Here is a 13,531-nt window from a genome sequence, read left to right on the forward strand (position 1 = left end):
TACGTTGAGGATGAAGAAAATCTTACCAGTGTGCTAGCGGATTGCCCACGAATGGATATGTCTAATGATATGCAAGTTTTGGATATCGTGCAGAACAATGCCCTGTTTTCTGTTGGTGGCAGAGAACAGGGCGCGCTCGATACGGGTAATACGGACCGCGTTTACTGGCCCGGATTGGTGATGCTGGCGTGGATGGCATCCACCGCCGCAATGACGTCGGCTGGTAATTTGATCTGGTAGGCGTCGATGTTCTGCCTGAGCTGATCGAGATTGGTGGCGCCGATGATGGTGGAAGCGACAAACCAGCGCGAGTAGCACCACGCCAGTGCCAGCTGGGTAGGTGTGAGGCCGTTGTCGCGTGCCAGTTTAGCGTAGCGGCCTACGGCTTCCAGCACGGATGGACGCAGGTAGCGCGGGCTCCACGTGGGCGGGAAGATGGTCAGGCGGCCATGGGCTTGCGGGTTGTCGTGGTACTTGGCCGTGAGCTGGCCGAACGCCAGCGGGCTGTAGGCCAGCAGGCTGACCTGCTCGCGGAAGCAGGTTTCGTCCAGCAGGCTGGTTTCGAAATGGCGCGCCGTCAGGTTGTACAGGTTCTGGATGGTGGCGATGCGCGGCAAGCCTTTCATCTCGGACTGCTTGATGAATTCGCTCACGCCCCAGCACGATTCGTTGGAGACGCCGATCGCACCGATCTTGCCTTCCTTGATCAGATCACCCAGTGCGGCTAGTGTTTCTTCGATGGCCACGTGCTTACGCTCGTTATCGGGTTTGAACACGCTGGCGCCAAAGATAGGCACGTTACGGCTAGGCCAGTGCAATTGGTATAAATCGATATGGTCGGTCTGCAGGCGCTGCAAGCTGGTTTCCACGGCCGCGCGCAGATTGGCGGCATCGAAGTTCTGCTTGCCGCCGCGTACCCATGTCATCTGCTTGTTCGGGCCGGCCGCCTTGGTCGCCAGCACCACCCTGCTGCGTGCCCCCGTTTTTTTCAGCCACGTGCCGATATAGCGTTCGGTTGAACCCTGCGTGGCGGCACTAGGCATGACGGGATACATCTCCGCTGTGTCGATGAAGTTGATGCCGCGTTCGAGCGCGTAATCGAGCTGGCTGTGCGCTTCGGCTTCCGTGTTCTGTTCGCCAAAGGTCATGGTGCCCAGGCAGATGCGGCTAACTTCAAGGGCGCTCTGGCCCAGTTGTACTTTGTCCATGCTATTCCTTATCGGGTGCGGTGGGCTCAGGCTTGGCGCTGGCGCAGCGCATCGGCGCAATCGCGCACCAGTGCCGGACCGGCGTAAATCAGACCGCTATACAGCTGCACCAGCTGTGCGCCACAGGCGATTTTGGCCTTGGCATCTGCGCCGCGCATGATGCCGCCTACGCCGATAATCGGCAGCGCATCGCCCAGTTCCGCTTTCAGCAGACGGATGACGGTGTTCGAAAATTCGAACACGGGCGCGCCGGACAGGCCACCCGTTTCGGCGCCGTGCAGCATGCCCGTCACGGCATCGCGGTTGAGCGTGGTGTTGGTCGCGATTACGCCATCGATGCGGTGGCGGATCAGCGCATCGGCGATGTTTTTCACCTGTTCGCCATCCATGTCCGGTGCGATTTTCAGGGCCAGCGGTACATAGCGCTTGTGCTGGTCGGCCAGACGCGACTGGGCGTCTTTCAGCTGGCCGAGCAGGCCATCGAGTTCCGAGCCACCCTGCAACTGGCGCAGGTTCTTGGTGTTGGGCGAGGAAATGTTCACCGTCACATAGCTGGCGTAAGGGTAGACTTTTTCCAGACAGTGCAGGTAGTCGTCAGCCGCGCGTTCGATCGGCGTGTCGGCGTTCTTGCCGATGTTCAGCCCCAGTATGCCCAGTTTGTCCTGATAGAAGCGCGACGACTGTACGTTGGCCACGAAGGCATCCACACCGCCATTGTTGAAGCCCATGCGGTTGATGATGCCTTGCGCGGCCGGCAGGCGGAAGATGCGTGGCTTGGGGTTGCCCGGCTGCGGGCGCGGCGTCACGGTACCCACTTCGATGGAGCCGAAGCCCAGTGCAGCCAGCCCGTCGATGTAGGCGCCATCCTTGTCCAGACCGGCGGCAAGGCCGACCGGATTGTTAAACGTCAGCCCCATCACCGTGCGCGGATCGGCCGCTGGTTTGCTGATCAAAGAGGTCAGGCCCAGTGCGTGGGCGCGTTTCAGGGCAGGCAGGGTGAAGTTGTGGGCTGCTTCCGGATCCATGGAAAACAGCAGGGGACGGGTAAGCGAATACAGGGAATGTGCGGACATGGGCAGGGCTCGGTTGATGTTTAGCCCGTATTTTATCAGGCGTCCAGCACGCTCCAGTGGCCTTTGATACGCGCTTCCAGTGGCTGGAAGTTGGTTTTGTAGGACATTTTCGGACTCTGGCGTATCCAGTAACCGAGGTAGACATAGGGTAGCTGCAAGTCCTGCGTCTGGGCGATCTGCCACAGGATGTTGTAGGTGCCATAGGAAGCACCGGCCACATCGGGGTCGAAAAAGGTGTAGACGGAGGACAGTCCATCGGACAGCACATCGATGATGCTGACCATGCGCAGCGTACCGTCCGGATCGCGGAACTCCACCAGCCGCGTGTTGACGCGGCTTTGCAGCAGGAACTGGGCATACTGGTCGCGGCTATCCTGATCCATGCCGCCGCCGGCGTGACGGCGGTTCTGGTAGCGCAGATACAGTTCGTAGTGCTCGTCCGAGAACGCCAGTGCAGCCACCGAGGCGATCAGCTCGCTATGGCGGGCCCAGGCGCGGCGCTGGTTACGGTTGGGCTGGAACTGCTGGCTGACTACGCGCACAGGGATGCAGGCCTGACAGCCATCGCAATACGGGCGGTAGGTAAAGATGCCGCTGCGGCGGAAGCCGTTGCGCACCAGTTCGGAATATACGTCGGCGTTGATCAGGTGCGAGGGCGTGGCCACCTGCGAGCGGGCCTGCCGTGCATCGAGATAGCTGCACGGATAGGGCGCTGTCGTATAAAACTGCAGCGTGGCAAATGGCAATTCGTTGAGTTGCGTCATGCACGTCCTGTCGGGCACGGTTCGGTTGAAATCCATGATAGCGCAAGCGGCGCGTTTGCGCTGCCTGTGGCGCATCGCGGCCAGTGCTACTCTGCTGCCGGTAAGGCTGGCGCTGCAAGGCGCATCGCGTATGGCTAGCTTAACCGGCTGCGGGCAGCGGTGCAATCACTTGCCAGTCGTGGATCTGCGGCAGCGTGATGCTGTGGCGTAGATGCGCCAGAAACGCCGTGCGCGCGATGGGCGCGGCGCCCAGCGAGGCCAGATGGCCGGTTTCCTGCTGGCAGTCGATCATCTGCACGCCATGCTGGCGTAGGAAGGCTACCAGATAGGCCAGCGCGATCTTGGATGCATCGGTGACGCGGGCGAACATCGATTCGCCATAGAACATTTTGCCGATCGATACGCCATAAGCGCCACCCACCAGATGGCCGTCCAGCCAGACTTCGGCCGAGTGAGCATAGCCCAGCCGGTGCAGGCCGCAATAGCCGGCGATGATGTCGTCCGAAATCCAGGTGCCGGGGCCGTCCTTGCGCGGGGCGGCGCAGGCGCGCATCACCTGCTCGAAGGCGCTATCGAAGCGCACTTGCCAGCGGCCACCGGCCAGCCGGTCTTTTTCCACCTTGCGCAGGGTTTTTCTGAGGCTGTCGGAAATCCGGAACTGCGCCGTTTTCAGCACCATGCGCGGGTCCGTACTCCACCACAGGATGGGCTGGCCTTCCGAGAACCACGGGAAGATGCCGTGCTGGTAGGCCAGCAGCAAACGCTCGGGCGACAGGTCGGCACCGGCAGCCAGCAGGCCGGGCGCATCCTGCGTCAGCGCTGTGCTGACATCAGGGAAGGGCGTATCGTGGTCTAGCCAGGGGATCACTTGGTATCGGCGTCCGAGCGCATGGGGCGGGTCAGGTCCTGCGTGTGGAAACCGTAGTCGCCACCCTCGCGGATTTTGACGCGGTCGGCGAAGAACAGTTCCAGCGTGGTCTGGATGGTGGGGAAGGCCAGATCCTCCCACGGGATTTCGCTTTCGCTGAACATCTGCACGTCCAGACTCTCCTCGCCGGGGGCAAAGTCGAGATCCTGCAGCGTTGCCAGATAGAACATGTGGACCTGATGGACGCGCGCGACATTGAGCAGGGTGAACAGCTTGCCCAGCGTGACGTTGGCACCGGCTTCTTCGCGCGTTTCGCGTAGGGCCGCTTCGCCCGTGGTCTCATTGTTTTCCATGAAACCGGCCGGCAGCGTCCAGTAGCCATAGCGCGGTTCGATGGCGCGCTTGCACAGCAGCACCTTGAGTTCGCCATCCTGTTCCCACACGGGCACCGTGCCCAGCACCATTTTCGGGTTCTGGTAATGGATCGCTTCGCAGCTGTCGCAGACGTAGCGGGGGCGGTTGTCACCTGCCGGAATCTTCAGACTGACAGGGGAGGCGCATTCGGAACAGAATTTCATAGAGGATAGCCGGGGATGATAAGGATGCTCACGCCAGCTACTTTACACTGAATGGGGCCGCTACGGCATGACCGCGGAGGGCAGGGGGCTGCATTTATTCGGGCTATCGTCAGCGATTTCGGGATTAATATTGCCTAAATTGCCGATCTAGCCTATAATACTCGCATCAGACGCGGGGTGGAGCAGTCTGGCAGCTCGTCGGGCTCATAACCCGAAGGTCACAGGTTCAAATCCTGTCCCCGCAACCAAATTCCAAGCCGTTGATATCGTCAGGTATCAGCGGTTTTTGCGTTTCTGGTGTAGTTAATCCAACCGTATCGTTTAACGGATAGGGCGTATCTGCAGCGTGGATACGAGCTTATCCCAGAGGGCTACTGCCTCGGTGTCGTTCAGGCTGGTATGGACTGCGCCCTGACGGTTGCCTTTAACGCCAGTATTCAGTTCGATGTCGAGACGGGTGTAGTAGCGATCGTTCTTCGCACCGCTGCTGGTAAAGTGGAATTCATGCGATTCAGTAGCGGTTTTCTGCGGCGGCAAGTGAGCCAGCACTTCCGAGCCTTTCCAGTGTGCGATCTGGCGCGGCGCGCGGCGTAGAAAGTCGACTCTTGAGTACCATGTGCCAGGACCGTGGGGTGTGTCCTCCTGTGCCTCTTTCATCCGGTCTTCGATATCGTCACCTTCGACGAGGAAGTCGCCGTTTTTTAAGGACATGATCGAGAGATGGACATCCGGGAATTCCTTTAAGCGGATGCCGATCGATGCTTTCTCGTAATCGTATTCAGATTTGGCAAAGCCGCCCTCGATGCATAGACCTGATTCTGTGGGTATTTCATCGTCTGCGCGTATGCGGATGTTTTTTGCTGCGTTGTTCAGGACGCCCACATTTTCTTCAATTTCGTTGAAGTCGGTACGCCCATCTTGTATGTATAGGTGATCTCCCAGTGGAATGAAAGACGCGATTGTTAAATTTGAAAAAAGTTTTGAACCGAACACGAATTTTTGCCCAGCTACAGCACCATCCACCACTTTGCCGTACATTGCAAAATCAATCGGACTGAGGTTTTTTATCATGTAGCGCTCCTTCTCGTATTTCTCGACTTCCTTTGCAACATGCACATTGATTCGCTGGGCTTCATTGGCAATATATGCAATGGGGAAATCGACATCCGTAGGCCCGTATACCACTGTCGCGGTAGATGGTACGTCGATTATCAGGCGGCCGAAGCAGACACGTTTTGTGTGTTCAAAAAGTGGGATGAGGCGTGTGGGTAGCTCGGTCATATTGGGCCTTGTATAAGTAAAGCGATGGTAGGCGTTTGCTTTTAAAAACACGACGACGAAAAAGAGTGTCAGGAGGTCGAGCCATACCCAATCTGGATGAGAGGATCGCCTTAGCCCTATCATTTGCTCCACCTCATAGTTTCGGCTATACGGACTAGGCTATAGAGTGTCGAATGCAGGACTTTATTATTGTTGTAGCTGTCCTGATGTTCATATCCTGTCTGGCGGAATATTCCTTTGAATTTTCCGCTACTGAGCTGATGGTCGGCGGAATGCGTAGGTACAGTCTGGTCGCCGGAATCTTCTGGTGGCATTAAGTGGGCCGATAAGGCCTTGCAATCACCGATAGTTCTTCGGTTCTCGACAGGAACGGTAAGACGTAGTCTGCCCTGCATATTGTCGCGCTCAATTGTGAGCTTACTGATATCGGTGAATTGAGAACTGCCTTCGAGTAACCATACGACACGATGCCATGCGGCTTTAGTCTGGTCTGCACCGTAATGAGCATAGCTTTGATCGTGGTATGTGCCGGCTATATCTGAGTGGAATTTTTTGGCCTTTTTCAGCATTTTTAAGGTGGAATCGAATCCGACGCCACGAGAAAGCGCTGGATTAATCCAATCATTTTTCAGTAGCCCATACCAGACGTCTTTGAGTTTATAAATTTCTTCGTAGGGATCGCCATGCACTGGCAGGCTCAATAGCGTCTGATCATCGCGTGTGACCTGCAGCCAGCCGTTTCCATAGCTTTGGCTGGGCAGTAATTCTAAAGCGCCGGGAGCATTTGCTAAGATTGAAGTAACTTTGTTGCCATAGTTACCTAGGACTTTGGGCGTAAGCTTAAATAGGCTGTCTTCAAAGCCGCAACGCATACGCTTATAGGTCGCACCGGCGCCTATTGCCGGCATCACGCCATGTACCATGCCTAGTATCTTATCTTTCATGTTGCCCATTGCCGGATGTATTAGTGCGCGGGCCACAAGTCCTCCCATGGAATGCGTGACGATGATGACCTTCTCGCACTGGAATCCCTGTTCCTGATAGCGTTGCATGAGGCTGTTAATCCGCTCCGCTAAGCGGCAGGCGGAGGCACTGCTGGCCTTCAGCCAGTTGTAGCCCATCGCATGAACGGGAAACCAGATGTTTTCTATCGCAGCGCGGAGCGTGTTGCGTTCCAGCGGAGCTAGAAGAGGCTGAGTATGTGCTTGCCAGACTGTAGGTGATACATCAATGATCTGCTTCCAGTAATCGTTCATGACGCCATATTGGAAAGCTGTGTTCAGTTGTAATTCGCAGCTCTCAAGTAGCGTCCGGTAGCAATCGAAATACACTTCGCCCCACCCGCGTTCACGCGCCTTCTGATCTTTGCTCTTGCATGGCGAGGCGGTAGGCGGGTCATCCATTAACAAAGGGGTTTCTATACTGACGTTCAGGGCGTAGAAGAAATCGACCTTGGCATTGCTGTGGCGCTCGTCGGCGCTTTCATCCGGATCGCCGGTCGGGTTGGTGAGTGGATCATATTCATCGACTTCGGTCTGTTCAGGATCGAGTTGGAGCTGACGCTGTATTGCGTCGGCCCGGCCTATCTTTATCGACTCGATATTGCTATCCGGTCGCCACGCGACATTGTTCGATTTGCCAAGTTGCTGCTGGCGTACCGCGCTCATGCGTAAGTTGGAGCCCATGATGCCCGGTAAAAAAATGATGGGTAGCACACGCCTCGGCGGAATATGGAATACCTGCGGCATCCGGTCCTGTATGGGCGTGGTATATCCCTGAGTCTTGTAGCCGCCTAGTTGCTCCGGATAGGTCGGAAGCGGATAGCCCTGCTGTCGAGTAAAGTCTGCCATTGCCGAGTCTCCCGTAAAAATGGGGGACTCCACTATGGCATCGGCTAAAGGGGCTGAGAAGGGAGGGAATGCCGACTAGATCAAACGATGGCGTAATTTTCTTCGGCCAGCCTAGCCGATACGCTCGACACGCTGTCACCTATTACGGCATTCTCCTTTGCTGTCACTCAGCGGCCGTAGGAATAGCGTACGCCCAGCACGATAGTACGCGGGGCGCCCGGACCGTAGAAAGTGGAATGCACCACGCTCTGGTTGTCTCCGCTGGCCGAGAACGGACGGGCGATGAAGTTGCCCGCTGCTGTCAGACCGGTGGCGTTGAGTTGCGCCGCCGTGGCATAGCGCCGGTCGAACAGGTTGCTGACATGGGCGAACCATTGCCATTGCGTGCTGGCCGCATAGCTGGCAGACAGATCGAACAAGGCATAGCCGGCCATGCGGCCGGAGCCCAGATAGTGCACGCCGTCCGGCTGGTGCTGGCCGTTTTCATTGCCACGCGCGTTAGCGCTCGATACGGCGCGCATGCCCGCTTCCAGCGTCCATGCTGCGCTGGCATGCCATTCGGCGCTGGCCTTGAAGTTGTGGCGCGCGATCAGCGGCAGCCGGTCGCCGCTGCGGATGGTGATGTTGCCGTCGGCATTTGCGCTGCTGTTGGCCGCGCCGCCCAGTACTTCGCTGCTGCGGAAGGTGGCGTCCAGATAGGTGTAGCCGGCCGACCAGTCCAGCTGCGTGCTCTTGCCGCTGAGTGCCAGTTCGAGGCCGCGCCGGCGCGTATTGCCGACGTTGCGGAAGTAGCCATAGCCGGCGCTATCGTCAGCTACGAACTGGATGTCGTCGCGGTTGCTGGCGCTGAACAGGCTGGCATTCCAGTCTATGCCGCGCGCGAGCGTGCCGCGCAAGCCCGCTTCCTGCGTGCGCGTAACCACCTGACGCAGCGGTGGATCACCGGCCATGGCGTTGGGCAGTTTGCACGGGTTGGCGGGATCAGCACATCCGAGTTCGATGGCCGTCGGGGTACGGCTGCTTTCGCTGACGCGGGCATAGAAGTGCGCCGCTGGCGCCATATCCCAGCTCACGCCCAGTGCCGGATTAAAGCGGCTGAAACGATGATCGCCATCGAGCGAACCGGCAGCGCCGCCGGGTGTGAGGTGGTCGCGGTTATGCACGCTGGTGCGGTTGTAGCGGCCCGACAGCGTCAGATGCAGCGTCGGGTAAAGGCTCAGCGTCTGGCTGGCGTACAGGCTGGCCGTGCGCGTACGTCCGGCCAGATCGACGCGGGCATCGACTGGTTTGCCGTCGTCGTCGATTTCGCTGCCATCGGCATAGAAATCGACCGGCGTGATGCTGCGGTCCGGATTCAGGTAGCCGAATTGCGAGGACTGGCGGAATTCCGTATGACTAGTGTCCAGTGCCATACCGGCCGTGAACTGCTGCGGCATGCCGGCCCAGTCGCCGGAGACGGTGGCCTGAGCGCTAAAGCCGGCGTTGTGCTGCTGGCTGGCGCTGCGGTTGAGCAGACCATTGCACTTCTCCGCCGGCTCATCCTTGCGCAGCACGTTGGCCACGCAGCGCCAGTAGGGGAAGGGCGTGTTGGCGGCAGTCGCGCCTTTGGCAGGGTAGCCGGTGTAACCGGCGGCAGCCAGCGCGGCCTGTTCGGCGGCATTTGGCTGGTACACGGACTGGTCGAGCGCATCGTCGTTCATGTCGCCGTTCAGGGTGTCGCTGTGCAGACGGCGGTAATAGGCATTGGCGGCCAACTGCAGTTGCTGGCTCACGCGATGGCTGGCCTGCAGGTTCAGTAGCAGCCCGTGGTTATGGGTCTGGTCGGGACGGGTGTAGACGCTGGCATAGTCGCGTTCCAGCAGACGCACTTCCTGCAGACCGTTGCCGGTCAGGCTGGACGACGATACGGCGCTGCTCAGCGAAATGTCGGTAGCGCGATCGGCCCAGCCCAGTTTGCCGAACCATTGGCCCAGCCGCGTAGGCGAAGCTACACGCCAGCCGTCTTCCTTGTAGCCGTTGGCGGCCGTGTACCAGTGCCAGCCTGCGTCATTGTGGCCGCCGTGCTCGTAGGCCAGTTCTTTGCGGCCGTAGCGGCCAGCCTGTAGCTGCAGTGTGCTGCCGGCATCGTGGCGGCCATCCTTGCTGCGCAGGGCCAGCGCACCACCGAGCGCATTCAGTCCGAACAGGGGATCGGAGCCTGGCAGCAGATCCAGCGTGGCGATGGCGTTGTGGGGAATCAGATCCCAGCTCACAACGTCACCGAAGGGCTGGTTCATGCGTACTCCGTCAAGATAGACGGCCAGTCCCTGCGGCGTACCGAGCAGGGGCGAGGCCGTATAGCCGCGGAAGCTGAGGTCAGGCTGGTAGGGATTGCCCTGCACTTCGTTGATGGTGACGCTGGCCAGTTTGCGATTCAGCGCGTCCGGCAGGTTGGCGCTGGCGGGGGCGGCCAGATCGCTGCGGTCCAGATGCTGCACGTGTGCGGCCACCTGATCGCGTGCCAGCGTGGCGCCGGCCAGCGGCGTCGTGCCTATCACTTCCACCGTCTGCATCACGGGGCCGGCATCGGCATCGGCGTTTGCTGCCCATGCGGGCAATGCCAGGCAGATGGCGCTGATGGCCAGCGCGAGCTGTTGCGGGCGAGGCGCGTGGATGGCGGTGGAATGGGCGTGAGCGCGTTGTGGGGCTGGCATGTAATGTCTCCTGAATTTTATGGCCTTGCTGGCTCTGGATGGGACGGATTATTCCCGTCGCAGGGGCGGGCCGGCTAGGGAAAAATTCCCGATCTGTGGTCTCGCCGCCTTGGCATGGAAGTTGCGAATTCAGCGTGTATAAAACACACAACGAGGGGACATCATGGATTTGCGCCGCCGTCTGGTTGGTTCGCTGAGCCTGTTACTTGCCGCGCTGCTGGCAGGGACGGCGCTGGTCCAGCTGTATTCGCTCAGGGCGGATGTGGCAGCGGAAGTGAGGGCATCCAGCCAGCTGGTTACCGTGCTGCTGGCCGCAGGCACGCTGGCGCCAGACGAGGCGCAGGCGCTGCAGCCATTACTGGCGCAAGCCGGCCTGCGTCACCTGAGCATACGCACGGAAGGGCAGGCGCCGCTGCAGCCTGCGCGCGATTCGCTGTCCGGCTGGCTGGGACTGGAAGCGCTGATACCGTCCCAGCCCGAGCAGCAGATCCGCATCGGCCAGCAGACGCTGTATATCGCCCCCTATCCGCATTCCGAAATCAGCGAACGGCTGGTGGACACTGTGCGACTTTGGAGCACTCTGTTGTTCTTTTCTGGTACAACTTTGCTGGTGGCGTGGTGGAGTGCCGACCGCGCCCTGCGCCCCGTGCGGGAGCTGGAGGCGAGCTTGCACCGGCTGGCGCGCGGCGAGCCAGACCCCGCTCTGCCGCAGTTTGACCTGCGCGAGTTCGGCCGGGTGGCGCGCGCCATCGACCATCTGGCCAGAGCGCTGGGCGCCGCCCGTGCGGCCCAGCAGGCCTTGGCACGCCAGCTGATCACGGTGCGCGAAGATGAAAAACGCACGCTGGCGCGCGAGCTGCACGATGAAATGGGCCAGACCCTGACGGCGCTGAATGTCACGGCAGCCCATCTGGAGCGGCACGGCGCCACCATGGCACCCGCTGAAGTGGGCGAGTGCGCGGTCGAACTGCGGCGCGAGCTGCGTACCTGCAGCGGACAATTGCGTGGCATGCTGAAGACACTGCGCCCCCATGGTTTGAGTGCACATGGCCTGCAGCAGGCGCTGGCCGATCTGCTGCAGGGCTGGCGCAGCAAGCAGACGGCGATTACTTTCGAACTGCTGTTGCCTGCCGCGATGCCGGCAGTGGATGAGCAGCTGGCGCTGGTGATCTATCGGGTGGTGCAGGAGGCGCTGACCAATGTGGTGCGGCATAGCGGCGCGGTGAGCTGCACGGTGCAGCTGCAGGCCACGGCAGCGGGGCTGCAACTCGATGTGATGGATGATGGCTGCGGTCTGCCCTCAGATCTGGCATGGCAGGGCGGCTTGCTGGGCATGCGCGAGCGCATCAGCATGGTGGATGGCCAGTTACAGGTATGGCATGGCCCGGCCGGTGGCCTGCATCTGCATGCGCTATTCCCTCTGCGGCATCAGTCCTGTGCCGGCGTGGCCGAGCTGGCGGGAGTGGCAGCATGATAGAGATCGTTCTGGTGGATGACCATGCCGTCGTGCGCAGTGGCTACCGGCGCTTGCTGTCGGCGGAAGCTGATTTCGAAGTCGTCGGCGAAGCGGCCAGCGTGGCCGAAGCCAATGCCCTGCTGCAGCGCTGCACGCCGCAGGTGGCGCTGGTCGATCTGAATCTGAAAGGCAGTAGCGGGCTGGAAGTCATCGCCGGCATGCTGGCACGCCAGCCTGCGCTGCGGGTGCTGGTGTTGTCCATGCACGATGATGCTGGCCATCTGGCGCAGGCGCTCAAGGCGGGGGCACATGGCTATCTGACTAAGTGCAGCGAGCCGGAAGAAGTCATCACAGCGATACGCGGCGTGATGGCGGGGCGGCGCATGCTGTCACGCGATATGCAGGCGCTGGCCCCGCTCGATAGCGAGGAAGGCGTACATGGTTTGAAGCCGCGCGAATTCGAATTGCTGCGCTTACTCGTGCATGGCGAGTCGGTGCAGGATATCGCCAGCCAGATGCACCTGAGCCCCAAGACTGTACTCAACTACCTGACGCTGATCCGGCAAAAACTCAATGCCGAAAACGACTTCAAGCTCATGCATCTGGCGGCCCGTTCAGGGCTGGTCGATTTCGGCATGCCCCTCATGGCGTGAGTGCAGGCGGCACCAGTCTGGCACGTAGCGCATCGACAAACGCGGCCGGCTGGTCCATGCTCAGGTAGATCGTGCGCACAGGACGTTTGCGGCCCATCAGATTGGGGAGCTGGGCAGCGGCGCTGAGCTGGATTTTTACATTGAGCTGGCCGCCCTGGCGGAATATCAGCACGCCGGCCTGATGTCTCACCTCATCACCACAGCGGCTGACCGCCTCTATCAGCGGATAGGGGATGTTGCGATCGCCTGCCAGTACGCCGTTACGGATAATCAGTGCCTTGGCGTCGAGAGAAATGGGGCGCCAGTGCGTGGCGCGGTACTCGGCGACGAGGGCTAGTAGCCCCCACAGATTCAGCAGATCCAGCGTCCAGAGCAGCCAGCCGGTGCCCAGCCATAAATGCAGGAACAGGTGCACGATGGGTGTCTCGAACAGGATCAGCATGATCCACGCCAGCTGATTGGATGCGTTGCCCTGATTCTGGTCGTAGCGGAAGTGCTGCTCGCCGCGGAAATGCAGGCGTTCCCCATGCCGCATCAGCATGCCGTAGTACCAGATGCGGGCTTCGAGCTCCATGGGTTTGTTGGTGAAAATCGTGGCGAAGGCCTCATCGGCGCTATTGCTATGCTTGAGCAATTGCCGGCACTGGTATATCAGTACGCCGACCAGCGCCAGTTCCAGCCCTATCTCCAGCGCGATCAGCAAGATGGTGTAGTGGCCGAAAGCCTGTTCCTGCGCCGGATTGAGCAAACGCCCCGCCAGCATGCCGAACGAAGCGATGGCCAGCCACGCTGTCAGCATCTTCTTGCGGCTGGGACGGAACAGGAAGTAGTACAGCAGCGGTAAGGTAAAGGTCACGTCAACCAGATAGGGCCATGCGGCGGGATCGGGGCCGTAGATGGGGGTGACCAGGGTGGTGCGGAAGTAGCAGTAGTAGAAGACCAGAACGGTGGCGATAGCCAGTATAAAAAATTGCTTTCTCGATCCCAAGTGCTGCATACAGATCACCTTTCCGGACGCGCGTAACGATAACGCCTAGCCTGTTTAGTCGACCATGCTGACAGCACAAAATTGTACGCCGATGCGGCTGATCTTTCAGAGCACGGCAA

The 13,531-nt window shown here is 59.9% G+C and carries 11 protein-coding genes and 1 tRNA gene; 3 read left to right on the forward strand and 9 right to left on the reverse strand.

Going from position 1 to position 13,531, the window contains the following annotated elements; genetic code table 11:
- Nucleotides 1-161: 161 nt before the first annotated feature.
- From GTP23_RS03670 to GTP23_RS03690, 5 genes are all read right to left on the reverse strand, one after another.
- Complete coding sequence (locus GTP23_RS03670; protein WP_161033902.1) at nt 162-1,208, reverse strand: aldo/keto reductase; 1,047 nt, start codon at nt 1,206-1,208, stop codon at nt 162-164.
- 26 nt (nt 1,209-1,234) lie between these two features.
- Nucleotides 1,235-2,281, reverse strand: a complete 1,047-nt coding sequence (locus GTP23_RS03675; protein ID WP_161033903.1) for a quinone-dependent dihydroorotate dehydrogenase — start codon at nt 2,279-2,281, stop codon at nt 1,235-1,237.
- A 35-nt stretch (nt 2,282-2,316) separates the two neighbouring features.
- Nucleotides 2,317-3,045 carry an arginyltransferase gene (locus GTP23_RS03680; RefSeq protein WP_161033904.1) on the reverse strand — a complete coding sequence of 243 codons (729 nt, stop codon included), beginning with the start codon at nt 3,043-3,045 and terminating at the stop codon, nt 2,317-2,319.
- Between the two features lie 139 nt (nt 3,046-3,184).
- The gene (gene aat, locus GTP23_RS03685; RefSeq protein WP_161033905.1) at nt 3,185-3,913 is read right to left on the reverse strand and encodes a leucyl/phenylalanyl-tRNA--protein transferase; all 729 of its coding nucleotides are present in this window, start codon (nt 3,911-3,913) and stop codon (nt 3,185-3,187) included.
- Nucleotides 3,910-4,491 carry an NUDIX hydrolase gene (locus GTP23_RS03690; RefSeq protein ID WP_161033906.1) on the reverse strand — a complete coding sequence of 194 codons (582 nt, stop codon included), beginning with the start codon at nt 4,489-4,491 and terminating at the stop codon, nt 3,910-3,912. Before GTP23_RS03690 ends, aat begins: the two co-directional genes overlap by 4 nt.
- Nucleotides 4,492-4,662: 171 nt before the next feature.
- Here GTP23_RS03690 and GTP23_RS03695 point away from each other — a divergent pair.
- Nucleotides 4,663-4,739 (forward strand) — tRNA-Met (locus GTP23_RS03695).
- A 73-nt stretch (nt 4,740-4,812) separates the two neighbouring features.
- Here the strand turns inward: GTP23_RS03695 and GTP23_RS03700 are convergent.
- The 3 genes from GTP23_RS03700 to GTP23_RS03710 form a co-directional block, all read right to left on the reverse strand.
- Nucleotides 4,813-5,772 carry a T6SS immunity protein Tli4 family protein gene (locus GTP23_RS03700; protein ID WP_161033907.1) on the reverse strand — a complete coding sequence of 320 codons (960 nt, stop codon included), beginning with the start codon at nt 5,770-5,772 and terminating at the stop codon, nt 4,813-4,815.
- Between the two features lie 119 nt (nt 5,773-5,891).
- Nucleotides 5,892-7,622 (reverse strand): esterase/lipase family protein, encoded by a 1,731-nt coding sequence (locus GTP23_RS03705; RefSeq protein WP_161033908.1) that lies wholly within the window; start codon nt 7,620-7,622, stop codon nt 5,892-5,894.
- Nucleotides 7,623-7,789: 167 nt separating this feature from the next.
- The gene (locus GTP23_RS03710; protein WP_161033909.1) at nt 7,790-10,315 is read right to left on the reverse strand and encodes a TonB-dependent receptor; all 2,526 of its coding nucleotides are present in this window, start codon (nt 10,313-10,315) and stop codon (nt 7,790-7,792) included.
- A gap of 163 nt (nt 10,316-10,478) precedes the next feature.
- On the opposite strand from GTP23_RS03710, the gene GTP23_RS03715 reads away from it, so the two are divergent.
- A complete protein-coding gene (locus GTP23_RS03715) occupies nt 10,479-11,789 on the forward strand; it encodes a sensor histidine kinase (protein ID WP_161033910.1) in 1,311 nt (436 codons plus the stop codon).
- Nucleotides 11,786-12,424 carry a response regulator gene (locus GTP23_RS03720; RefSeq protein WP_161033911.1) on the forward strand — a complete coding sequence of 213 codons (639 nt, stop codon included), beginning with the start codon at nt 11,786-11,788 and terminating at the stop codon, nt 12,422-12,424. The genes GTP23_RS03715 and GTP23_RS03720 overlap by 4 nt, the downstream gene beginning before the upstream one ends.
- Here the strand turns inward: GTP23_RS03720 and GTP23_RS03725 are convergent.
- The gene (locus GTP23_RS03725; protein ID WP_161033912.1) at nt 12,414-13,421 is read right to left on the reverse strand and encodes a hypothetical protein; all 1,008 of its coding nucleotides are present in this window, start codon (nt 13,419-13,421) and stop codon (nt 12,414-12,416) included. The two genes, GTP23_RS03720 and GTP23_RS03725, sit on opposite strands and share 11 nt — an antisense overlap.
- Nucleotides 13,422-13,531: the final 110 nt, after the last annotated feature.

The sequence above is a fragment of the Duganella fentianensis genome, assembly GCF_009857835.1.
GTDB classification, from domain to species: Bacteria; Pseudomonadota; Gammaproteobacteria; order Burkholderiales; family Burkholderiaceae_D; genus Rugamonas; species Rugamonas fentianensis.